The sequence below is a fragment of the Bradyrhizobium sp. 139 genome (genome assembly GCF_023074175.1).
Classification (GTDB): domain Bacteria; phylum Pseudomonadota; class Alphaproteobacteria; order Rhizobiales; family Xanthobacteraceae; genus Bradyrhizobium.
In genome coordinates this window covers 131,908-154,551 of the sequence record NZ_JADPKS010000024.1, presented here as the reverse complement: position 1 = coordinate 154,551, position 22,644 = coordinate 131,908, and the positions used below count along the sequence as shown (strand labels likewise).

Sequence of the window (22,644 nt, the reverse complement as noted above, 5' to 3'; positions counted from 1 at the left end):
TGCAGCATTGCTGCCCACTTTGTGGTCACGCCGAGACGTGCGTTTCCACCGCCCGACGCGCGCCATCCTGATAGAGTCGGCCGAGCGCGGTGGTCACGGCCTCGCGCAGGCGCGGCTCGGCGCCCAGCAGCCCGAACACCTTTCCAACGCCGAGCAGCGCAGGCGCGAGCCGTTCGGCGACCGGACCGGCCTCACGCGCCAACGAGGCCAACTCGGCGGCAAGGGGATCGCGCACGTCGATCGGTCGGCCGTGCTCGTCGATCGCGGTGACGTAACGCATCCAGCCGGCCACCGCGAGCGCATGCGTTGCGACAGGCAGGTTCTTGAGCAGGCGGTCCTGCATCGCGCCGAGCAGGCGCTGCGGAAGCTTTTGCGAACCGTCCATCGCAATCTGCCAGGTTCGGTGATGCAGCGCCGGGTTGGCGAAGCGCTTGAGCAGCGAGGCGCGATAGGCGGCAAGATCAGTGCCAGCCGGCATCGTCAGCGTCATCGCGGCGTCTTCCATCACCTGCGCGGCGAGCCGGGCAAAATGCGGATCCGTCATGGTGTTGGCGATGGTCTCGTAGCCCGCAAGATAGCCGAGATAGGCCAGCGCTGAATGGCTGGCGTTGAGCAGCCGCAGCTTCATCAACTCGAACGGCTTGACGTCGGTGACGAGTTCGATGCCGGCGGCAGCGAGATCGGGCCGGCCTGCGCAAAAGCGGTCCTCGACCACCCATTGCGTGAACGGCTCGGTCATGACAGGCCATGCGTCGCGCAAGCCGAGCGCGGATGAAACCGCATCGCGGTCGGCATCATTCGTCTCCGGCACGATGCGGTCGACCATCGTCGAGGGGAAGGTGGCGGTATCCGCGATCCACTTGCCGAGGTCCTTCGATCGCAGCGCGGCGAACTGCGTCACGATCCGCTGCACGGTATGGCCATTGGCGGCGAGATTGTCGCAGCACAGCACGGTGAAGGGCGCGAGCCCCTGCGCCCGCCGGCGCGCCAGCGCAGCGACGATGAAGCCTGGCGCGGAGCGCGGTGCGTCAAAATTGTTGAGATCGTGCACGATATCCGGATGCCGCTCGTCAAGATCGCCGGTCTGCGGCGTGTGGCAATAGCCCTTCTCGGTGACCGTGAGCGAGACGATGCGAATGGCGGGATCGGCCATCCTGTCGACCAGCGTTGCCGGGTTCTCGCGCGCGACGACGCTGTCGAGCAGCGCCCCGATCACGCGGTGCCCGGTGCCTTCGGCGGCACGCACGGCGACGGTGTAGAGATGGTCCTGCGGAGCGAGGGCGTCGCGCGTATCCGGACTGCGCAGGCTTGCGCCGATGATGCCCCAGGCGGTGGCGCCGGCGGCAAGGCAGTCGTCGATGACGACCGCCTGATGGGCACGATGAAAGGCACCCAGGCCGAGATGCACGATGCCGGGTGTGACGCGCGAACGGTCATAGGCCGGGCGGCGGACGCTGGGTAGCAGCCGGTCGAGATTGGCGCGGCCAAGCCGCGTTGAACTAGGCCGCATGGTCGTCTCTCCCCTTTGTTTGGCCGTTGCTTGACATGGCACCTGTCCTCGGTCAATGCTTCGGTCAATTGGTAAGACCAATTTTCCAAAATTGGCGGGCCGCGGGTGTAGACGACCCTGCGTGACCCTTTTCGGGGAGGCCAGCGTGCCGCTGGAAGCTGTGGAGGCGAGACGGCTTTATCGCCAGGTCGCCGATCAATTGCGAAGCCTGATCGACAGCGGCGAGTACGCGGTCGGCAGCCGCTTGCCGACCGAGCGCGAACTCGCCGAGCAGCTCAAGATCTCGCGGCCGACGGTGCGCGAAGCCCTGATCGCGCTCGAGGTCGAAGGCCGCCTCCGTATCCGCGTCGGTTCAGGCATCTATGTCATCGAGCCCGCTGCCGTCGCAGCGCCCGCAACCGCTTCTGTCATCGAAGGTCCGTTCGAGCTCTTGCGCGCCCGCGAATTGCTGGAAAGCGCGATCGCCGAGCAGGCCGCGCGCGTGGCGACGAAGGACGATCTCGCACGCATCGATGCATCCCTTCTCGCGATGGAGAATGTCGAGCATCCCGGCGAGGCCTCGATGATCCATGACCGCGCGTTCCATGTCGCGGTCGCCGGAAGTCTCGGAAATGCCGTCCTGGTGCGCGTGGTCGGCGAGCTGTTCGACCAGCGTCTCAATCCCTATTTCGCGCAGCTCGCGCATTATTTCGAGAGCCCGGGGACCTGGCGCACCGCCCTCGACGAGCACCGTGCCGTCCGCGATGCGATCGCGTCGCATGACCCGCAAGCCGCGCGCGATGCCATGCGTGATCATCTGGTGCGCTCCCAGGAGCGATTTGCGCAGAATTTCGGCGCAGAGACCGCCGCAGCCCCGCCCGCCGGGCGGGGCCGGACGGCGCCTCAGGCCAAGCCGACAAAACCAGTACGAGCGCCGAAGATGCAGGCCAAGAACGGCAACGCGCGGCGGCGATGACATTGGGCGGCCCGCATCCACTTCGGGGCGGGTGAACAAGAAGCAGACTTGAACGATGGAGGAAAAGTCGATGTTGAAGAAGATGACGATTGCCGCGGCGATGTCCGCCGCCACGCTGCTGGCCACGACCAATGCCGGCATGGCGCAGACCAAGCTCAAATGGGCTCATGTCTATGAGACCTCGGAGCCGTTCCACACCGCTTCGGTCTGGGCCGCGCAGGAGATCGGCAAGCGCACCAACGGGCGCTATGCGATCGACGTCTATCCGGCGTCCCAACTCGGCAAGGAAGCCGATATCAACCAGGGCCTCTCGCTCGGCTCGGTCGATATCATCATCTCCGGCTCGAGCTTCGCGGCCAAGAGCTTTCCGCCGATCGGCGTGACCTATTATCCCTACACCTTCCGCGACGCCGATCATCTCCTTGCCTACACCAAGAGCGACATCTTCAAGGAACTCGCCAAGGGCTATGAGGACAAGAGCGGCCACCACATCGTTGCAGTGACCTATTACGGTGTGCGCCAGACCTCGTCGAACAAGCCGATCAAGACCTGCGCCGATCTGAAAGGCCTGAAGATGCGCGTGCCAGACGTGCCGGCCTATCTGGCGATGCCGCGCGCCTGCGGCGCCAACACCGCGCCGATCGCGTTCGCGGAAGTCTATCTCGCGCTCCAGAACGGCACCGTCGAGGCGCAGGAGAACCCGCTGACCACGATCGAGGCCAAGAAGTTCTACGAGGTGCAGAAGCACATCGTGCTGACCGGCCACATCGTCGACCACCTCAACACCGTGGTGGCGGGCGCGCTCTGGAAGAAGCTCAGTGATGAGGACAAGAAGATCTTCACCGACGTTGCGCAGGAAGCCGCCGCCAAGGCGACCGACGAGATCAAGCAGAACGAAGCCAAGCTTGTCGCCTTCTTCAAGGAGAAGGGCCTGACCGTGACCGAGGTCGACAAGAACGAGTTCCGCGAGATCGTGCTGAAGAACGTCCCGTTCGAGACCTTCGGCTATCGCAAGGCCGACTGGGAGCGGATCCAGGCCGTCAAGTAACGCAATAGCCGTCATTCCGGGGCCGCCGCTTCGCGTTGCTCCGGAATGACGTTCACGTCGTTTGGGGAGTACCACATGTCGAGCGTCGAAGTGCACCGGCAGATCACCGGGGACGAGATCGCCCATACCTTCGAGGAGGAGGCAACGCCGAAGGTCGATCTCGGCATCTACGCTTTCGAGGACTGGGTGGCGCTGGCGATCTTCTGGGTGATGGCGCTCGCCGTCTTCCTCCAGTTCTTCACCCGCTACGTGCTCAACGACAGCTACGCCTGGACCGAGGAGATTGCGACCTACTGCCTGATCGGCGTGGTCTTCATCGGCGCGTCGATGTGCGTGCGGCTGTCGCGGCACATCCAGGTCGATCTCATCTACCGCTATCTGCCGCACCTCGTGGGCCGCGCACTGTCGACGGTGATCGACCTGATCCGGATTGCCTTCTTCGGCTATGCGGTCCGGCTGGTCTGGATCTACATCCAGATCATCGGCGAAGAGACGATGACCACGATCAACTTTCCCAAGAATTACGTCTATTACGCCGTGCTGCTCGGCTTCGTGCTGATGTTCGCACGCTCGGTGCAGGTGGCAGTGCAAAACTGGCGGCAGGGCTACTCGGTCCTCGAACGTCCCGGGGCCTACGACGGATCGGAAGGATAATTTCATGCTGCTGTTGCTTGGAGGCTTTCTCATCCTGATGCTGCTCGGCCTTCCCGTGGCGATTGCCATGGCTGCGTCGTCGCTGCTCTACATCCTGGTCAGCGGCGTGACGCCTGATGTCACGCTGGCGCAGCGCATGATCGCCGGCGTCGAGAGCTTCCCGCTGCTCGCCGTACCGTTCTTCATCCTGGCCGGCAATCTCATGAACATCGCCGGCGTGACCGGCCGCATCTATAAATTCGCCGTGGCGCTGGTCGGCTGGATGCGCGGCGGCCTCGGCCACGTCAACATCATCGGCTCGGTGATCTTCTCCGGCATGTCCGGCACCGCGATCGCGGACGCCGCCGGCCTCGGCACCATCGAGATCAAGGCGATGAAGGACCACGGCTACTCGACCGAGTTCTCGGTCGGCGTCACTGCGGCCTCCGCGACGCTCGGCCCGATCATTCCGCCATCGCTGCCCTTCGTGATCTACGGCATGATGGCCAACGTCTCGATCGGCGCGCTGTTCCTGGGTGGCGTCATCCCCGGCATCGTCCTCACGCTGTTCATGATGGCGACCGTCACCTACTTCGCGCACAAGAACAAATGGGGCAGCGATACGCCTTTCTCCTGGCCGCAATTGGGATCGGCGGGGCTCGAGATCGTCATCGTGCTGAGCTTCCCGATGGCTGTCTGGCTTCTGACGGTTGCCGGTCTCTCCACCAATTGGGCAGTTGGCCTTGGCTTGGTCGTGCTGCTCGCGATCGACTGGTACTTCGATTTCTCCGCCGTGATGGCGTTGATGGCGCCGGTGATCCTTGTCGGCGGCATGACGCTCGGCTGGTTCACGCCGACGGAGGCCGCAGTTGCCGCGGTGATCTGGTCGCTGTTCCTCGGTCTCGTGCGCTATCGCACCATGACGCTGAAGACGGTGGCGAAGGCGACTTTCGACACCATCGAGACCACGGCCTCGGTGCTGTTCATCGTCACCGCTGCCTCGATCTTTGCGTGGCTCCTCACGGTGTCGCATGCAGCCCAGCTGCTTTCGGACTGGATGCTCAGCATCACGCACAACAAATGGGTGTTCCTGGCGCTCGCCAACGTCCTGATCCTGTTCGTCGGCTGCTTCATCGACACCACCGCGGCGATCACCATCCTGGTGCCGATCCTGCTGCCGATCGTGCTCAAGCTCGGCATCGATCCGATCCATTTCGGTCTGATCATGACGTTGAACCTGATGATCGGCCTGTTGCACCCGCCGCTCGGCATGGTGCTGTTCGTGCTTGCCCGCGTGGCGAAGCTCTCGGTCGAGCGCACGACGGTGGCGATCCTGCCCTGGCTGGTGCCGCTGATGCTCGCGCTGATCGCGATCACCTACATTCCCGAACTGACTCTCTGGCTGCCAAAATACATGGGACTTTCCAAATGACCTCCTCAGCTCTCGCCGCAACCCTGTTCGGCCCCGAAGATCTGCGCATGGTCGAGCATCCGCTCGACAAGCTGGCATCGGGCATGGTGCGCATCCGCTTCGGCGCCGGCGGCATCTGCGGTTCGGACATGCACTATTTCCGCCACGCCCGGACCGGCGATTTCGTGGTGAAATCGCCGCTGGTTCTTGGTCATGAGATCTCGGGCGAAATCGTGGAAATCTCCGGTTCCGCAGCTGGTTTGACGGTCGGCGACCGCGTCGCCGTCAATCCGTCGCGCTGGTGCGGTCATTGCGTCGCCTGCCGTGAGGGACGGCCGAACCTCTGCGAGAACATCTACTTCATGGGCTCGGCCTCGAAGACGCCGCACATGCAGGGCGGCTTTGCCAATTATTTCGACGCGATCCCGGCGCAGTGCGTCAAGATTCCGGACCACGTGTCCTACCAGGCTGCGGCTCTGGCCGAGCCGCTCGCGGTCTGCCTGCACGCGGTCGCGCGCGCCGGCAACATCGAAGGCAAGCGCGGCATCATCTTTGGTGCCGGCCCGATCGGGCTCCTGACCATGCTCGCCGCGCATCGCGCCGGCATGGCCGACATCACCGTGGCCGACATCGCGCCGGCGCCGCTGGCCTTCGCAAGCCGGCTCGGCGCCTCTCACGTCGAGAACGTCGGGGCCGGGGACGAGGGCCTGAAGGCCCAGGCTGCTTCGCGTCCCTACGACGTCGCTTTCGAGGTTTCGGGCACGGCCGCGGGCCTTGCCAGCGCGATCGGCATCGTCAGGCGCGGCGGCACGGTGGTGCAGATCGGCAATCTGCCCGGCGGGCAGATTCCGGTGCCGGCCAACGCGGTGATGGCCAAGGAGATCGACCTGCGCGGCTCGTTCCGCTTCGGGCTCGAGTTCATGACGGCGGTGGAGCTGATCGCTGCAGGTGGCGTCGACGTGCTGTCGCTGGTCACCGCCGAGCGGCCGCTGTCGACCGCGCCGGAGGCGCTGCGGCTCGCACTCGACCGCTCGCAGAGCGTCAAAGTCGTGCTGACTGCGAACTGACCCTAGAGCCCCGTTCCGATGAAATCGGAACGGGGCTCCAGATTCTTGTTTTGACGCGTTTTCTTTTCGCGAACCGGTGTCCGCTTCGCTCGAAAACGCTCCTGGAGAACGCACATGATGCTAGAGGGATGGCGCTGGTACGGGCCCGATGATCCCGTGTCGCTGGATGACGTCAGGCAGGCCGGCGCGACGGATATCGTCTCGGCGCTACATCACGTACCGATCGGCGAGGCCTGGACGCGCAAGGCGGTCGAGGAGCGCAAGAATTTTATCGAGCACGGCCAGCCTGGCCGCTCGCCCTTGACCTGGTCGGTGGTGGAATCGGTCCCGATCCCGGATGACGTGAAGCGGCTCGGTGGCAAGGCGACGGCCTCGATCGAGGCTTGGATCGCAAGCCTCGAGGCCGTGGCCGCCGCCGGCATCAAGATCATCTGCTACAACTTCATGCCCGTGGTCGACTGGTGCCGCACCGATCTCGAATGGGAGCTGCCGAACGGCGCCCGCGCCATGCGTTTCGACCAGGACCGTTTTGTGGCGTTCGAGCTGCATATCCTCAAGCGCCCGGCCGCGCTTCAGGAATATTCGCCGGAGCAGCAGGCGCGTGCGAACAAGCTCTTCGAGAAGATGAGCCAGGCCGATATCGACTATCTCATCATGGTCATCGCCAGTGCGCTGCCGGGTTCGACCACCGAGCCGATGACGCTCCCGCAATTCCGCGACCGGCTGGAGCAATACCGCGACATCACACGGGACATCCTGCGCCGGCATCTCGCCGAATTCCTGGGCCGCGTCGCGCCAGTCGCCGAGCAGCTCGGCGTCTCCCTGACGCTGCATCCCGACGATCCGCCGCGGCCGCTGTTTGGCCTGCCGCGCATTGCCTCGACCGCTGACGACTACCAGGCGCTGTTCGATGCCGTGCCGTCCAAGGCCAACGGCATCTGCCTGTGCACGGGCTCGCTCGGCGTGCGCGCCGGGAACGATCTGCCTGCGATGGCCGAGCGCTTCGGCCCGCGCATAGCTTTTGCGCATCTGCGCGCGACCAGGCGTGAGGCCGACGGCCTGTCCTTCTACGAGTCCGATCATTTCGACGGCGACGTCGACATGGTCGCGGTGCTGAAGGCCCTCTTGAAGGAGAACGCGCGGCGCTCGCCTGACAAGAAAATCGTGTTCCGTCCCGATCACGGCCACCGCATGCTCGACGATCTCGCGGCCACCAAGCGCACCAATCCCGGCTACACCGCGATCGGCCGCCTGCGCGGCCTCGCCGAGCTCCGTGGCGCGATCCGCGCGATCGAGCATCAATAGCAGGCGGCGCATCAGCTGGGGAGCCGTCATTCCGGGGCGCGCGAAGCGCGAACCCGGAATCCATCGGGCAGCAGGCAACGCCGCAAAATGGATTCCGGGTTCGCGCCAAGAGGCGCGCCCCGGAATGACGCAGAAAACATCGCCTACGCGCACGCCTGCCTCTCCAAAGAGGATATGAAGAGAAGCGTAAAACTCGGGCAAAATGCGCCGGGAGAATGCAGAGCTGCGTTTGCAGTGGTGCCGGGCAGCTGTTTCGGCCTTGCACCTTATTTCCGCCTGTCCTACGCCACCTCGGAACAAAACTTGCGCGAAGCTACCGAGCGCATCGCCAAAGCCTGCATGGAGCTGTCATGACCATTCGCAACACCCGCACCGGAGGCCAGATCCTGATCGATCAGCTCGTCGCCCAAGGCGTCGAGCGCGTCACCTGCGTGCCGGGCGAGAGCTACCTCGCGGCGCTCGATGCGCTCCATGACAGCGCGATCGACGTCATGATCTGCCGCGCCGAAGGCGGCGCTGCGATGATGGCGGAGGCCTATGGCAAGCTTACCGGCCGCCCCGGAATCTGCTTCGTCACCCGTGGCCCCGGCGCCACCAATGCCAGCCACGGCGTCCACATCGCGATGCAGGACTCGACGCCGATGATCCTGTTCGTCGGCCAGGTCGATACCGGCATGCGCGAGCGCGAGGCGTTCCAGGAGCTCGACTACAAGGCGGTGTTCGGCACCATGGCGAAATGGGCCGTCGAGATTGACCGCCCCGACCGCATTCCGGAGCTGGTCGCACGCGCCTTCCGCGTCGCCATGCAGGGCCGACCGGGCCCCGTGGTGATCTCGCTGCCGGAGAACATGCTGACCGAGACTGCAGCCGTCGCCGATGCCATGCGCATCGAACCGGCCGTGAGCTGGCCCGCGCCATCAGATATCGAGCGCGTCAGCGCCATGCTCGCGAGCGCCAAGGCGCCGCTCGTCATTCTCGGCGGCTCGCGCTGGACCGATGAAGCGACCAGGAGCATCGCGCGCTTCGCCGAACGCTTCGACCTGCCGGTCGCGACCTCGTTCCGGCGGGCGTCGCTCATCGACGCCGATCATTCGCACTATGCCGGCGATCTCGGCATCGGGCCGAGCCCGGGATTGAAGGCGCGCATCGATGGCGCCGATGTCATTCTGCTCATCGGCGGCCGCATGTCGGAGATGCCGTCCTCGTCCTACACGCTGCTCGACATTCCGACCCCGCAGCAGAAGCTGATCCATGTGCATCCCGGCTCGGAAGAGCTTGGCCGCATCTATCAGCCTGAGCTCGCGATCCAGGCGACGCCCGCTGCATTCGCCGCCGCCGTCGAGACGCTGAAGCCCGCCGCGACGGTCGCCTGGAAGGACGAGGCGGCAAAGGCGCACGCCGATTATCTCGCCTGGACCGACAAGGCGCGCGAGCTGCCGGGCACGTTCCAGTATGGCCAGGTCATGACCTGGCTACGCGACCGCCTGCCGAAGGACGCGATCGTCTGCAACGGCGCCGGCAATTATGCCGGCTGGATCCATCGTCATCACCGCTTCCACAGCTTTGCCTCACAGCTTGCACCGACCTCGGGTTCAATGGGCTACGGCGTCCCTGCGGCGGTGCTTGCCAAGCGGCAATATCCGGATCGGACCGTCGTCGCCTTTGCCGGCGACGGCTGCTTCCTGATGAACGGCCAGGAATTCGCGACTGCCGTGCAGTACGATGCGCCGCTGGTGGTCATCGTCGTCGACAATTCGCAATACGGCACCATCCGCATGCACCAGGAGCGCGACTATCCCGGCCGGGTGGTGGGCACCCAGCTCAAGAATCCGGACTTTGCGATGTACGCAAAAGCGTTCGGCGGTCATGGCGAGCGCGTCGAGCGCACGGAAGAGTTCGCGCCGGCGTTCGAGCGCGCGCTTGCGTCAGGAAAACCGTCGATCCTCCACTGCATCATCGATCCGCGCGCGATCTCGGTCGGCAAGGATTTTACACCCGCAGTGAAGGCGTAAGCGATGCCGGAAGGCCGCCACGTCGCCATCATCGGGGCCGGCGCGGTCGGCGTGATCAGCGCCATCGAGGCACTGCGTGAGGGTCATCGCGTCACGCTGATCGACCCGGGCGAGCCCGGTGGCGAACAGGCGGCGAGCTACGGCAATGCCGGCTGGCTCTCCTCGCATTCGGTGATCCCGCCGGCCGAGCCGGGGATCTGGAAGAAGGTGCCGTTCTATCTGATGGACCCGCTCGGACCGCTGGCGATCCGCTGGTCTTACTTGCTGAAAGCCTTGCCCTGGCTGATCAAGTATCTGCTCTCGGGCTGGACCGAAGCGCGCGTTGAAAAGACGGCGTTTGCGCTGCGTGACCTCCTCAAGGACGCGCCGCTCCTGCACAAAAAGCTCGCAGAGGAAGCGGGCGTGCCTGAGCTCGTCGAGCGCAACGGCGTGATGCATGTCTTCCCGTCGCGTGGCAATTTTGACAACGATCTCGGCTGGCGGCTTCGCAAACGGGTCGGCGTCGAATGGCTGGAGCTGTCCGCCGACGAGATGCGTCAGCGCGAGCCGGACCTGCACCCGCGCTACACGTTTGGCGTGGTGGTTGAGGAAGCCGGCCGCTGCCGCGATCCCGGCGCTTACGTTGCGGCGCTTGCCAATCATGCGCTGGCGAGCGGCGCGAAGCTGGTGCGCGCCAAGGTGACGGGCCTCAAGCTCTCCGGCAACAAGCTCGTTGCGATCATCACCGATACCGGCGAAATTCCTTGCGACGCCGCGGTAATCGCCGCGGGCGCGCATTCGAAGCGGCTCACCGCCTCGGTCGGCGATCCGCTGCCGCTCGAGACCGAACGCGGCTATCACGTCATGATCGAGAACCCGGAATCGGGTCCGCGCAGCTCGATGATGGCGTCCGATGCCAGGATGGTGGTGAACTGGACCGACAAGGGCCTGCGCGCTGCCGGCACGGTCGAGATTGCGGGCCTCGAGGCCGCGCCGAACTGGAAACGCGCCGACATTTTACGCAACCATCTCTTCAGCATGTTCCCAAAACTGCCGAAGGACATCCCGGCCTCGCGCATCAAGACCTGGTTTGGTCATCGCCCGAGCATGCCGGATGGGCTTCCCTGTATCGGCCATGCACGCGCCTCGCGCGACATCGTCTACGCCTTCGGCCACGGCCATGTCGGTCTGGTCGGCTCGGCTCGCACCGGCCGTCTCGTCGCGCAGCTTCTGAGCGGCAAGCCGCCGGAGATTCCGCTGGCGCCGTTCGCGCCCACTCGCTTCCTCTGAGATCGCACCATGACCTCACCAGCCAACTCGTCCTCTCGCATCGCCCGCGGCGGCAAGGCCATCTATGGCGCGCCGCTCGGCATCTTGATGCTGGAAGCGCGCTTCCCTCGCATTCCCGGCGACATGGGCAACGGCACGACCTGGCCGTTCCCGGTGCTCTATCGTGTGGTGAGCGGCGCCTCGCCGGAGAAAGTGGTGCTGAACGGCGCCGCCGGCCTGCTGCCCGATTTCATCGATGCGGCCAAGGATCTGGTGCGGCTGGGGGCTGAAGCCATCACCACCAATTGCGGCTTCCTCTCGCTGTTCCAGAAGGAGATCGCGGCCGCCGTCGGCGTTCCCGTTGCGACCTCGTCGCTGATGCAGGTGCCGTGGGTGCAGGCGACCTTGCCGCCGGGCAAGCGCGTCGGCCTCGTCACGGTGTCGGGCTCGACCTTGACGCCGGCTCATCTCGAAGGCGCCGGCGTGCCGCTCGATACGCCGCTGGTCGGCACCGAGAACGGCAAGGAGTTCTTCCGTGTCCTGATCAAGGCCGAGAAAGACGACATGGACATCGCGCAAGCCGAGCGCGATGTGGTCGAGGCCGGCAAGCAACTGGTCGCGAAGAACCCCGACGTCGGCGCCATCGTGCTCGAATGCACCAACATGCCGCCTTATGCGGCGGCCTTGCAGGCCGAGGTCGGGCTTCCCGTCTACGACATCTATTCGATGATCACGTGGTTTCATGCCGGGCTACGCCCGCGCCGGTTTGGCTAGAGGTCAAGAAGCTGCCTATCGACCGCATCACCTCCGCGATCGAGGAAGGCTAAGCGCAGATCTATATGCCGGCGACGACGAAGTCTTCGGTGAACTGAGCTGCAAGCCAAAGCGACGGTCCTCCCTTCTCCCCTTGTGGGCCCACAAGGGGAGAGGGCGTTGCAATGTGCATCCCACTTTTGCCGCAGCTATACAATTCCTCGATATCTGGTCATGCTGGACGGTCAGAGCCTTCGCGCGCAATAATCGCTAGCGTGCTGCTCGAATCTCACGGAGACAAGTGGTGCACAGCCCTCAACCGAATCTCGACACGCGCACAAGTGACGACTGGCCGTCCCAGCTGTACCGCATCCTCAAAGCCGCCGACGTCCGGCAGATGTCCTATGTGCCCGATGCCGGCCACAGCCAGCTCATCCGCCTGTTTTCGGCCGACAGCGACGTCACGACAAATGTGCTGACGACCGAGGAGGAGGGCGTCGCGATCGCCGCCGGCGCCTGGCTCGGCGGCCAGCGCAGCGTGTTGCTGATGCAGTCGAGCGGGGTCGGCAATTGCATCAACATGCTGTCGCTGTCGGCGATCGGGCGATTTCCGCTTCTGATGCTGGTGACGATGCGCGGCGAATGGGCCGAGTTCAATCCGTGGCAGGTGCCGATGAGCCGGGCGACGCAGCCATCCCTGGAGGCGATCGGGCTGAAGGTGATGCGCGCGGAGACGCCGGAGGACCTGGTCGAGACCGTCGAATCGGCGGCGTCGCTCGCCTACGATTCAGACCAGCAGATCGCGGTTCTGATCGGGCAGCGCCTGATCGGCAAGAAGAAGTGGTGATGCCAATGCAAGCTCAACTCGATCGTCGCGCCGCTGTCGCCGCGCTCCTGAAGGATCGCAAGGACATGCTGGTCGTCTCCGGCCTCGGCTCGCCCACCTACGATCTGCATTCCGTCGGGGATCACGACGGCAATTTTTATCTCTGGGGCGCGATGGGCGGCGCCGCGCTGATCGGGCTCGGGCTCGCGCAAGCCCAGCCGGGAAAGCGCGTCCTCGCCTTGACCGGCGACGGCGAGCAGTTGATGGGGCTCGGCGGCCTCGCCACCATCGGCGTCGCGCGTCCGCGCAATCTCGACATTGTCGTGATCGACAACCAGCATTTCGGCGAGACCGGGATGCAGGCGAGCCACACCGGCCGCGGCGTTGATCTCACGGCAATTGCCGCCGCTTGCGGCTTTGCCGCGGTAGGGACCGCGCGAACGCTTGAGGCGGTGCAACGCCTCGCCGCGCAAATCGCCGAGCCGTCCGATGGCCCGCGGCTTTTTGTCGTCAAGGTTTTGGCGGAAAATCCGCCGCGCTCGCTGCCCTCGCGCGATGCCGTCTTTATCAAGAACCGGTTCCGTGCTCATCTCGGCTTCGCGGCGGCCTGAGCCGGGCTTCTCACCCGGCAACAGTCTGCCCCACGCAGCTATCCTGGAGTGAGACCCATGAAACTATCGGGCAAAGTCGCCGCCATCACCGGGGCGGCGCGCGGCATCGGCAAAGCCTGCGCACAAAGATTGTTGGACGACGGCGTCAAGGTCGTCATCTCGGATGTCGATGCCGATGGCCTTGCGCAAACGGCCACTGAGCTCGGGCGGCCGGATGCCTTGCGCGCCGTTCCAGGCAATGTCGCCAAGCGCGCCGACGTCGATCGGATCGTCGCGACTGCGACCAAGGAATTCGGCCGGCTCGACATCATGGTCAACAATGCCGGTGTCGCCCGCAGCCAGGATATTCTGGAAATCTCCGAGCAGGATTTCGACGACGTCATCGCCATCAATTTGAAAGGCGCGTTCTTCGGTGTGCAGGCTGCGGCGAAGCGGATGATCGCGCAGGGCGGCGGCGGGGTCATCATCAACATGTCCTCGGTGAACGCGCTGCTGGCGATCCCGACGCTTGCGACCTACGCGATGTCCAAGGGCGGCATGAAGCAGCTCACCTCGGTGGCTGCCGTCGCGCTTGCGCCGCACAACATCCGCGTCGTCGCGGTCGGGCCGGGCACGATATTGACCGACATGGTGACATCCGCGATCTACACGTCCGAGGATGCCCGCAAGACCGTGATGTCGCGCACGCCAGCCGGCCGCGGCGGCGAGCCGAGCGAGGTTGCTTCCGTGGTCGCGTTCCTCGCCAGCGACGACGCGTCCTACATCACCGGCCAGACCATCTATCCGGATGGCGGCCGGCTGATCCTGAACTACACGGTGCCGGTGAAGGAGAAATAGGGGCGCGCTTCACTCCGCTGCGATCGTCATCCCGTAGCCGAGCCGCTTCGAGATGCCGCCTGCGCAGTCGCGCAGGGCATGGGCGATGGGGCTGTCCCAGCGCGCGTCGAACGTGCCTTCCGGGCCCATCGCGGTGATCACCAGCGCGACATGGCCGGAATGATCGAACACCGGTGCGGAGAACGCATTGACGCCGGGCAGGGGATCGCCGAGCGCGCGCGCAAGGCCGTGCTTGCGGACCTCGGTGAGCATCTCGGCGACCTTCGCGCCTTTCACCGCCCGCTTCGGATTGTAGCCGACGCCATGACGGTCGAGGCCGCTTTCGAGCGCGGCGTTGATGGTTTTCTCCGGCAGGAACGCCGCAAAGGCGCGACCGGTCGCGGTCTCCAGCAGCGCCATCACCGAGCCGGCGCGCATCACGATGTGCACGGGCTGGCCGGGCTCTTCGAGCTGCACCACCGTCGGGCCATGCGTGCCCCAGACCGCGAGCGAGACGGCGTGTCCGATCTGGCTTGCGAGGCCTGCGATCTTGGGACGCGCGATGCGCACGCCGGAGAGGCGGCGCAGGCTGATCAGGCCGAGCTCCAGCGCCAGCGCGCCGATCTCGTAGCGGCCGGTGGTCTCGTCCTGCTCGATCAGCCCGATGCGGGAGAAGCTGGCGAGATAAGGATGCGCCTTGGCCGGCGTCATGCCGGCTTCGCGCGCGAGATCGCGCAACATCATCGGCTCGCCGCACCTGGCGAGCGCGCGGAGCAATTCTCCGCCGACCTCAATCGACTGGATGCCGCGGCTTTCTCTCTTCATGCGCCTCCTGGCGTGTGGCTTACGCCGCGTCGCGCTCGGCGGCGCTGTCGGCGAGATGACGGCCGGCAATGTAGCCGAAGGTCAGCGCCGGCCCAAGCGTGATGCCGGCCCCGGGATAATTGCCGCCCATGATGCTCGCCATGTCGTTGCCGGCGGCATAGAGGCCTGGAATGACGCGGCCTTCCGCGTCGAGCGCCCGCGCGTTCTCGTCGGTGACGATGCCGGCATAGGTGCCGAGATCGCCGATCACCATCTTGATGGCGTAGAACGGGCCGTTCGCGATCGGCGCGACGCAGGGGTTCGGGCCATGCAGCGCATCGCCCTGATAGCGGTTATAGGCCTTCGAACCCTTGCCGAAGGCCGCGTCATAACCCTGTGGCGCCGTGGCATTGAACTGCTTGACGGCCTCGACGAAGGCCTTGGCGTCGATGCCGGCTTTGGCCGCGAGCGCCTCCAGCGTGTCGCCGCGCATGAGATAGCCGGTATTCAAGTGGTGGCCGAGCGGCATCGGAAAGGGCGGCACGCAGCCGAGGCCGTATTTGCGCAGAGTCTGGTGATCGCAGACGAGGAAGGCCGCGATCTCGTCGCCGTGCTTGGCGGCCTTGACCATGGCCTGGACGAAGTCATGATAGGAATTGCCTTCATTGGCAAAGCGCCTGCCGTCGCGCATCACCGCGATCACGCCGGGTTTTGCGCGGTCGATGAAGTGCGGCATCACACCTTTCGAACCGTCCTTGCGCGTCGTGAGCGACACCGGCACCCAGGCGGCCGCGTTCGGCAAGCGATTCTCGATATGCCCACCGGCGCTTTCCGCAAGGCGCAGGCCGTCGCCGGTGTTTCCGGTCGGTCCGGGCGAATAGTGCTCGTTGCCGGTCGGCGCATGCGGAAACATCTTCTTGCGCCGTTCGACGTCATGCGGAAAGCCGCCGCAGGCGAGCACGACGCCCTGGCGTGCACGAACGCGTACGTCGCGTCCCTCACGCGAAACGATGGCGCCGGTCACGGCACCGTTCTCGATCGTCAGCTCGCGCACCGGCGAGGACAGCCACAGCGGAATCTTCAGATCCTGCGCGGATTTTGCCAGCCGCCCCGCCAGCGCATTGCCGTTGGTCAAAGTCATGCCGCGACCATAGCGCAGCACGTCCATCAAATGGCGCGACAGGCGCTTTGCGACATAGGCCGCCGAGGTCAGCGACTTCGTCACGCGCATGAAATGGATGATCTCCTTGCCGCTTCCCAGCATCATGCCAAACACGGTGAGTTCGGGCAGCGGCATGCCAAGCGTCTTGATGAGCTCGCCGAGCTCGCGGCCGTCGAACGGACGCGTCACCATCGAGCGGCCGCCCTGCGCGCCGCCCGGCGCCTCCGCGTGATAGTCGGGAAACACCAGCGGCATGTCGAAGCGCAGCGCCGTCTTGGTGGTGAAGAAATCCACCGCCTCGGGGCCGGCGCTCAGGAACGCGTCGACCCGCGCGGCATCAAAGTTGTTGCCGGCTTCGTGGCGTAAGTAAGTGCGGGCCTGCTCCGGCGCTTCCTCGATGCCGTAAGCCTTCGCCAGCGACGTGCCGGGAATCCACGACCAACCGCCGGAGCGGGCGGTGGTGCCGCCGAAGCGCGGTTCCTTCTCGACGATCAGCACGTCGAGGCCACGGTAGCGCGCGGTAATCGCCGCCGACATGCCGGATGCTCCCGATCCGGCCACGAGCACATCGCACTCGTAAGTCTCAATTGCGCTATGCTCGTTGCCGGTCATGCGGGCCTCACTTCTTCAGCAGCGGACATTTGGATTCGGAGACCGGGCGGAAGGCGTCCTCGCCCTTCACGGTCTTGACGATCTCCAGATAGTCCCAGGGTTCCCTGGACTGCTCAGGCGACTTCACCTTGGCCAGATACATATCGCGGATGACGCGGCCGTCCTCGCGCAACTTGCCGCCGTGCACGAAGACATCCTCGATCGGCAGTTCGCGCATCTTGGCCATGACCTTGGCGGGATCGTCGGTGCCGGCGGCCTTGATGCCCTTCAGGTAATGCAGCACCGAGCCGTAGACGCCGGTCTGGATCATGGTCGGCATCACCTTGGTGCGCTCATAGAACGTCTTCGACCAGGCACGCGTCGCCTCGTCCATATTCCAGTACGACGCCGTGGTCATGTAGGTGCCCTGTGCGGCCTTGAGGCCAACCGCGTGGACGTCGGTGTCGAACATCAGCAGGCCCACGAGCTTCTGGCCGCTCTGGACCAGGCCGAACTCACCGGACTGCTTGATCGCGTTGTCGGTGTCCTGGCCGGCATTGGCGAACGCGACCACGTCGGATTTCGAGCTCTGCGCCTGGAGCGCAAAGGATGAGAAGTCCGCTGTGTTGGTCGGATGCTTCACGCCGCCCAGCACCTTGCCGCCCATTTCGTTGATGAACCGCGTGGCATCCTTCTCGAGCTGCTGGCCGAAAGCGTAATCAGCGGTGATGAAGTACCAGGACTTTCCGCCTTCCTTGATCACGGCGGAGGCCGTCACCTTCGACAGGGCGTAGGTGTCGTAGGTGAAATGCACGGTGTTCGGGCTGCACAGCTCGTCGGTCAGTGAACTCGCGCCGGGTCCGGAGAGCAGCGCGATCTTGTTGCGCTCGCGCACCATGTTGTGGACGGCGATGGCGATGCCCGAATTGGGGATGTCGACGACGGCGTCGACCTTGCTGTTGTCGAACCAGCCGCGCACGATCTGCACGCCGACGTCGGTCTTCATCTGGTGGTCGGCGCTGATGATCTCGATCGGCTTGCCGAGCACGGTGGGCCCGAATTCTTCCACCGCCATCCTGGCAGCCTCGACCGAGCCCGGCCCGCTGTTGTCGCGGCCCCAGCTCGACAGATCCGTCAGCACGCCAATCCGCACCGCGTCATCGGAGACTTGCGCGGTGGCAGCCGTCGTCATCGCCGCCGAAGTCATGGCCGCGAGCATCGCGCAGGCCAAAAGCCCTCTCATCGTCGTTTCCTCTCGTTTATGGGCCGCTTGGCGCGGCCGTTTGTTCTGGCAGCAAATTAGATATTGGCGAATGAGTTTGTCAATAGCGAAGTTAGGTTCAGATCGGGTCCCTCCGCTGTCGTCCAGGCCGACGGCGGGGTAGGGCACAGCCGGTTCAACAGACTCGTCATCGCGAGCCACCGGGTCCGCGCGAAGCGCGGCCCGATGACAGGCTCCGCGAAGCAATCCGGAATCGGTTCGCGGAGACAGTCTGGTTTGCTTCGTCGCAAAGGCTCCTCGCAATGACGGGTGTTGAAGCAGTCGCGCACAAATCGCGCGGCAAAAGCCAGCACGCGGGCTGGTTGCAACCGCCATCGCGATTGGCCATGATCCCGCTCGGAAATTGGGGGCAGGGCATGACGGCAGCAACCGGCGTCTCCGCGGCGGCGGAGAAATCGACGACGGCGCATGTGGTGTGGGCGAGCGCGCTGGGTACAGCGATCGAGTGGTACGACTTCCTGATCTACGGCACGGCGGCCGCGCTGGTGCTGAACAAGCTGTTCTTCCCGAGCTTCGATCCCTTTGTCGGCACGCTGGCGGCATTCTCGACCTATGCGGTCGGCTTCGTGGCGCGGCCGATCGGCGGCGCGATTATCGGGCATTATGGCGACCGGCTCGGCCGCAAGAAGATGCTGGTCGCGACCATGATCGCGATGGGGCTCGGCACGTTCCTGATCGGCTGCCTGCCGACCTACAGCCAGATCGGCGTCTGGGCGCCGATCCTGCTCATCATCCTGCGCTTCGTGCAGGGAATCGGGCTCGGCGGCGAATGGAGCGGCGCTGTCGTGATGGTCATCGAGTATGCCGGCAACCGCCGCGGCTTCTACGGTAGCCTGGTGCAGATCGGCTTTCCGGTCGGCGTTGCAGCGTCCACCGGCATCTTCGCTTTGATGACCCAACTGCCTGAGGCGGATTTTTTGAGCTGGGGCTGGCGCGTACCGTTCTGGATCAGCATTCTGCTGGTCGGTGTCGGCTTCATCGTTCGGTTGAGGCTGGCCGAGACGCCGCATTTCAAGGACGTCGTGGAGCGCAAGGAAGTGCTGGCGCAGCCGGTATGGGAGGTGCTTCGCCGCGATTGGCGCAGTTTTCTGCTCGCGGTCGGCATCACGGTGTCGGAAGTCGGGCTCGCTTATCTCCTCACCGTCTTCACCGTGGTGTATGCCACGACGAAACTCGGCCTGCCGCGGCAGGTGATCCTGAATGCGGTGGTCTATGCCGCGATCGTCGAGTTCGCGACGCTGCCGCTCGCCGGCTGGCTCTCCGACATCTTTGGCCGCAAGGCGCTGTATCTCGCCGGCGGCGTGTTCTCGGTGGCGCTGGCGTTTCCGCTGTTCTGGTTCCTCGACACCAGGGAGCCGGCAATGATCACGTTCGCGCTCGTCGTCACGATGACGCTGACGCACGCGCTGCTGTTCGGGCCGAAGGCCGCGTTCATGCCGGAACTATTCCGAACCCAGGTGCGCTATAGCGGTGCGTCGCTTGGCGCCAACGTCGCGGCCGCGCTGAGCGGCGGCTTCTCGCCGCTGATCGCGACCGCACTGCTCGCCTGGGCCGGCTCGTACTCGCCGGTGTCGCTCTACATCATTGGGCTCTCGATCATCACGATCGTCGCAACGCTGATGGCTCCCGAGACGGCGCGCGACACGTTGAAATCCTGAGAGCGGCTAACTGCAGGCAGGATTCGCGGCCGTTGGAAATACCAGGAAGGTGATGGTCGCCGGGGCAAGCCGGATCGCTCCCGCGATTGCTGCGCGCGGCTCGAGTCGGGGCAGTTCGTCATCGGCACTCAGCGCGAGCGTCTTGCCGTTCAGCTGCACGGTCGCGCCTTGCAGCCGCGTCGCATGCAACGTGTAACGCTCGGCAGGGTGTGACAGCGTGAGGGTAGATGATGCATGCTGCGATGCGTTGATCGCGAGCACGGACACCGCGCCCCGCATGTCCGGATGGCAATGCGCATAGAGATGGAAATCTCGCGCTGCGACTGAGTTCGCGTCAAGCACGATCGTTCCCATCAGCCGGCGCCAGAGCAGCGCAGCCCAGTAGCTCGGCCGCGGACGGAACGTGCCTTCATCGAGCAGGCCGTAGTCGCTGGCGGCAAGCGTGTTGTGCATCACCACCTGGACGCCGGCCCTCGCCAGCCGTCCGAGCTGGTCGAGATAGCGGAACGTGTCGAGAAACGTCTTGTCCCACCGGTTGCCACCGCAGGCGGCGTCGGCCGTCTCCGTCAGCCAGATCGGCTTGCCCGGCTCGAATGCGTCGCGCAGCGCCTGGTAGGTCACGAGTGTCGCATCCGTGCGTGCCAGCCATCCTTCCGAGAGCGCCTGCGCCGGATCATCGTGCCCGCCGCAGCGCGGCGAGATCGTATTGTAATGGTGATACGAGAAGCGGTCGACGCCGGACCCGGACGCGGCAAGCAGGTCGCGCGTGGTGATGCCCGAGCCGGCGGACGATGGTGCATCGCCGACCGAACCAGGGCCGAGGATCAGCGTGTCCGGCGCGGCGCGCCGCATCCAGTCGCGGAAGATCTCGAAGTCGCGGCCATAGGCGGTCGCGTCATATCCCGCCGGTGCACCGTTGGTCGTTGCGAGCGTCGGCTCGTTCATGAACTCGGCGGCGGCGATGCGGCCGCCCAGCGCGCGCGTGTAGTCGATCAGGTGCTGCGCCTGATCCGGTCGCCACCTGCCATCCGCATCGCGGCTGCCGGGACTGATCGCAAAGGAGGTGACGATCTCCGCATCGACCGTACGCGCGAATTCGACGACGCCGCGCCACTGCTCGCGGCTGAGCACGGAGTCGAATCCCTGCGGCGGTTTGCCCGGCGCATCGGCAAAGAACGCGGCGTTCGCCCAGGTTCCGCTCACCCGCAGATAGGCCGGCGCCAACGCAGCCGCGAGCCCGCGCAGGCGCGCATTGGCAAGATCGATCGGTGCTCTTTTGCTGTATCGATCCCGCGCGTCCAAGACCCGCGTCGTTCGCGGATAGGGCTTCCAGAACCGCCCGCCGGTCACCTTCACCATTTCGATGTTGTAGGACTGAAAGCGCGTATCGATTGCGCCGATCGCCTTCAGTTCCGCCGGCGCGATGGAGATATCGGCGGCGTGCGCCGCGCACAAGGATGCAGCAGCGAACAGCGCAATCGTCATTGCGCCTGCTGCGCGACCCGTCCGGCGCGTTCGGGATCCTTGCCGGTCACGTGCTGTCCGGTGCTTCTTCATGCGCGCTGACGGTCCAGATGCATAAGAGGCAATCCTGGCCTTTGCCTATATCGACAATTTTACCTCCATTTTACCTCGCAATCGACGCCGGGAGTTTCCGGACGCCCGCAGCTGGATCACCGCGCGGCCTGAGTTGGGAAGCCGCGGGGCGGCCATGGGCTCGAAAGCAACCGGGAAGGTCGCGGTGGTCAGGACATCAAGCGCCGACCGTTCCTCCGCGAGGCGTCTCTCGATCAATGGCGCTCCAGCTCCGACAGCCTGGTCTTCAGCAGTCGCCGGCAGCGGTGACTGAACGCGAGCGGCAGCGCCAACCAAGCCTATTATGTCTGGGTCGACCGCTACGACACGTTCGGTCTCGGCGCGAACGTGCCGATCGCAAGCGCCAATGGCAGCGAGCCGCTGCTCGCGCTGATCAACGGCGAGTTGGTGAACCTGCGCAATCCATACCCGCTCGGTTTCTTCACCAAGAATGTTGACGGCCGCATCGATGATGGCCAGATCCATTGGCCCATTGAGTTGTTTCGCCCTAAGAATAGCCACGTAGCAAACGAGTGCCCCAAGCCAGGGAACAGAACCATGACAAAGACTTCTCGACGTGACGTCCTCACCGCCGCAGCCGCAATAGCGGCGGCGGGCATCGCCGAAGCAACGCCGGCCGCGGCGCAGGCCGGGCCGAAGCCGATCTTCCCGGTGCCGATGGTCGCGATCCCCATCGTCGGCGAGACCCAGGTGTTCCAGGTCCGCCGCATTTACTGCATCGGCCGCAACTACGCCGCGCACGCAATCGAGCGTGGCTCGGATCCGAGCCGCGAGCCGCCGTTCTTCTTCCAGAAGCCGACCGATGCAATCCAGAACGTCGCGGTCGGCGAGATCGCCGATCATTCTTATCCGTCGCTGACCAAGAACTATCACCACGAGGTCGAGCTGGTCGCCGCGCTGAAATCCGGCGGCACCAACATCCCGGCCGACAAGGCGCTCGACCATGTCTATGGTTACGCGCTCGGCCTCGACATGACCCGGCGCGATCTCCAGAACGGCATGGCCGCGGAGAAGAAGCCGTGGGAGATCGGCAAGAGCTTCGACCACGCCGCGGTGATCGGCCCGATCCATCCGGCCAGCAAGACCGGCCATTTCGACAAGGGCGCGATTTCGCTGGCGATCAACGGCACCGTCAAGCAGAGCTCGGATCTCAGCAAGATGATCTGGAGCGTTGCCGAGCAGATCGCAAAGCTCTCGGAAGCGTTCGAGCTCAAGGCCGGCGACATCATCTATTCCGGCACGCCGGAGAATGTCGGCCCGGTGGTGAAGGGCGACGTGCTGCTGTGCAAGCTCGAGGGCCTGCCGGACATGTCGATCAAGATCGTGTAGGCGCTTTCAGCTCTCCCCGCGAACGGC

At 65.0% G+C, this 22,644-nt stretch carries 21 protein-coding genes; 15 read left to right on the top strand and 6 right to left on the bottom strand.

Going from position 1 to position 22,644, the window contains the following annotated elements; all coding sequences use genetic code 11:
* Positions 1 to 25: 25 nt before the first annotated feature.
* Positions 26 to 1,510, bottom strand: a complete 1,485-nt coding sequence (locus tag IVA80_RS07065) for a mannitol dehydrogenase family protein (RefSeq protein WP_247427163.1) — start codon at positions 1,508 to 1,510, stop codon at positions 26 to 28.
* A 145-nt stretch (positions 1,511 to 1,655) separates the two neighbouring features.
* Between IVA80_RS07065 and IVA80_RS07060 the strand changes: the two genes are divergently transcribed.
* From IVA80_RS07060 to IVA80_RS07000, 13 genes are all read left to right on the top strand, one after another.
* A complete protein-coding gene (locus IVA80_RS07060; protein WP_247427201.1) occupies positions 1,656 to 2,465 on the top strand; it encodes a FadR/GntR family transcriptional regulator in 810 nt (269 codons plus the stop codon).
* Positions 2,466 to 2,535: 70 nt separating this feature from the next.
* Complete coding sequence (locus tag IVA80_RS07055; RefSeq protein WP_247427159.1) at positions 2,536 to 3,513, top strand: sialic acid TRAP transporter substrate-binding protein SiaP; 978 nt, start codon at positions 2,536 to 2,538, stop codon at positions 3,511 to 3,513.
* A gap of 75 nt (positions 3,514 to 3,588) precedes the next feature.
* Positions 3,589 to 4,167 carry a TRAP transporter small permease gene (locus tag IVA80_RS07050; RefSeq protein ID WP_247427156.1) on the top strand — a complete coding sequence of 193 codons (579 nt, stop codon included), beginning with the start codon at positions 3,589 to 3,591 and terminating at the stop codon, positions 4,165 to 4,167.
* Between the two features lie 4 nt (positions 4,168 to 4,171).
* Positions 4,172 to 5,578 carry a TRAP transporter large permease gene (locus IVA80_RS07045; RefSeq protein WP_247427153.1) on the top strand — a complete coding sequence of 469 codons (1,407 nt, stop codon included), beginning with the start codon at positions 4,172 to 4,174 and terminating at the stop codon, positions 5,576 to 5,578.
* Positions 5,575 to 6,624 carry an L-idonate 5-dehydrogenase gene (locus tag IVA80_RS07040; protein ID WP_247427151.1) on the top strand — a complete coding sequence of 350 codons (1,050 nt, stop codon included), beginning with the start codon at positions 5,575 to 5,577 and terminating at the stop codon, positions 6,622 to 6,624. Before IVA80_RS07045 ends, IVA80_RS07040 begins: the two co-directional genes overlap by 4 nt.
* Positions 6,625 to 6,741: 117 nt before the next feature.
* The gene (uxuA, locus tag IVA80_RS07035; RefSeq protein WP_247427198.1) at positions 6,742 to 7,929 is read left to right on the top strand and encodes a mannonate dehydratase; all 1,188 of its coding nucleotides are present in this window, start codon (positions 6,742 to 6,744) and stop codon (positions 7,927 to 7,929) included.
* Between the two features lie 87 nt (positions 7,930 to 8,016).
* Complete coding sequence (locus IVA80_RS07030) at positions 8,017 to 8,283, top strand: hypothetical protein (protein ID WP_247427212.1); 267 nt, start codon at positions 8,017 to 8,019, stop codon at positions 8,281 to 8,283.
* Complete coding sequence (locus IVA80_RS07025) at positions 8,280 to 9,941, top strand: thiamine pyrophosphate-binding protein (protein WP_247427148.1); 1,662 nt, start codon at positions 8,280 to 8,282, stop codon at positions 9,939 to 9,941. Before IVA80_RS07030 ends, IVA80_RS07025 begins: the two co-directional genes overlap by 4 nt.
* A gap of 3 nt (positions 9,942 to 9,944) precedes the next feature.
* Complete coding sequence (locus tag IVA80_RS07020) at positions 9,945 to 11,210, top strand: FAD-binding oxidoreductase (RefSeq protein WP_247427145.1); 1,266 nt, start codon at positions 9,945 to 9,947, stop codon at positions 11,208 to 11,210.
* Positions 11,211 to 11,219: 9 nt separating this feature from the next.
* Positions 11,220 to 11,963 (top strand): aspartate/glutamate racemase family protein, encoded by a 744-nt coding sequence (locus IVA80_RS07015; RefSeq protein ID WP_247427142.1) that lies wholly within the window; start codon positions 11,220 to 11,222, stop codon positions 11,961 to 11,963.
* 283 nt (positions 11,964 to 12,246) lie between these two features.
* Complete coding sequence (locus IVA80_RS07010; protein WP_247427139.1) at positions 12,247 to 12,789, top strand: thiamine pyrophosphate-binding protein; 543 nt, start codon at positions 12,247 to 12,249, stop codon at positions 12,787 to 12,789.
* Entirely contained in the window at positions 12,789 to 13,379 is a 591-nt protein-coding gene (locus tag IVA80_RS07005) for a thiamine pyrophosphate-dependent enzyme (protein ID WP_247427135.1), read from the top strand. The genes IVA80_RS07010 and IVA80_RS07005 overlap by 1 nt, the downstream gene beginning before the upstream one ends.
* Positions 13,380 to 13,436: 57 nt before the next feature.
* On the top strand, positions 13,437 to 14,216 hold the full coding sequence (locus IVA80_RS07000; RefSeq protein ID WP_247427133.1) for an SDR family oxidoreductase: 780 nt from the start codon (positions 13,437 to 13,439) through the stop codon (positions 14,214 to 14,216).
* A gap of 9 nt (positions 14,217 to 14,225) precedes the next feature.
* Here IVA80_RS07000 and IVA80_RS06995 read toward each other — a convergent pair whose 3' ends face one another.
* Genes IVA80_RS06995 through IVA80_RS06985 form a run of 3 tightly spaced genes read right to left on the bottom strand, consistent with a single transcriptional unit; the run spans position 14,226 to position 17,995 of the window.
* Positions 14,226 to 15,020 (bottom strand): IclR family transcriptional regulator, encoded by a 795-nt coding sequence (locus IVA80_RS06995; RefSeq protein ID WP_085405267.1) that lies wholly within the window; start codon positions 15,018 to 15,020, stop codon positions 14,226 to 14,228.
* 19 nt (positions 15,021 to 15,039) lie between these two features.
* The gene (locus tag IVA80_RS06990; protein WP_247427131.1) at positions 15,040 to 16,773 is read right to left on the bottom strand and encodes an FAD-dependent oxidoreductase; all 1,734 of its coding nucleotides are present in this window, start codon (positions 16,771 to 16,773) and stop codon (positions 15,040 to 15,042) included.
* A gap of 7 nt (positions 16,774 to 16,780) precedes the next feature.
* Positions 16,781 to 17,995: an ABC transporter substrate-binding protein gene (locus IVA80_RS06985; protein WP_247427128.1), complete on the bottom strand. Its 1,215-nt coding sequence runs from the start codon at positions 17,993 to 17,995 to the stop codon at positions 16,781 to 16,783.
* 395 nt (positions 17,996 to 18,390) lie between these two features.
* On the opposite strand from IVA80_RS06985, the gene IVA80_RS06980 reads away from it, so the two are divergent.
* Positions 18,391 to 19,692 carry an MFS transporter gene (locus IVA80_RS06980; protein ID WP_247427126.1) on the top strand — a complete coding sequence of 434 codons (1,302 nt, stop codon included), beginning with the start codon at positions 18,391 to 18,393 and terminating at the stop codon, positions 19,690 to 19,692.
* Between the two features lie 6 nt (positions 19,693 to 19,698).
* Here the strand turns inward: IVA80_RS06980 and IVA80_RS06975 are convergent, their stop codons facing one another.
* Positions 19,699 to 21,177 (bottom strand): hypothetical protein, encoded by a 1,479-nt coding sequence (locus IVA80_RS06975; protein ID WP_247427124.1) that lies wholly within the window; start codon positions 21,175 to 21,177, stop codon positions 19,699 to 19,701.
* Between the two features lie 117 nt (positions 21,178 to 21,294).
* Positions 21,295 to 21,753, bottom strand: a complete 459-nt coding sequence (locus IVA80_RS06970) for a hypothetical protein (protein ID WP_247427122.1) — start codon at positions 21,751 to 21,753, stop codon at positions 21,295 to 21,297.
* Between the two features lie 72 nt (positions 21,754 to 21,825).
* Between IVA80_RS06970 and IVA80_RS06965 the strand changes: the two genes are divergently transcribed.
* Complete coding sequence (locus tag IVA80_RS06965; protein WP_247427120.1) at positions 21,826 to 22,617, top strand: fumarylacetoacetate hydrolase family protein; 792 nt, start codon at positions 21,826 to 21,828, stop codon at positions 22,615 to 22,617.
* Positions 22,618 to 22,644: the final 27 nt, after the last annotated feature.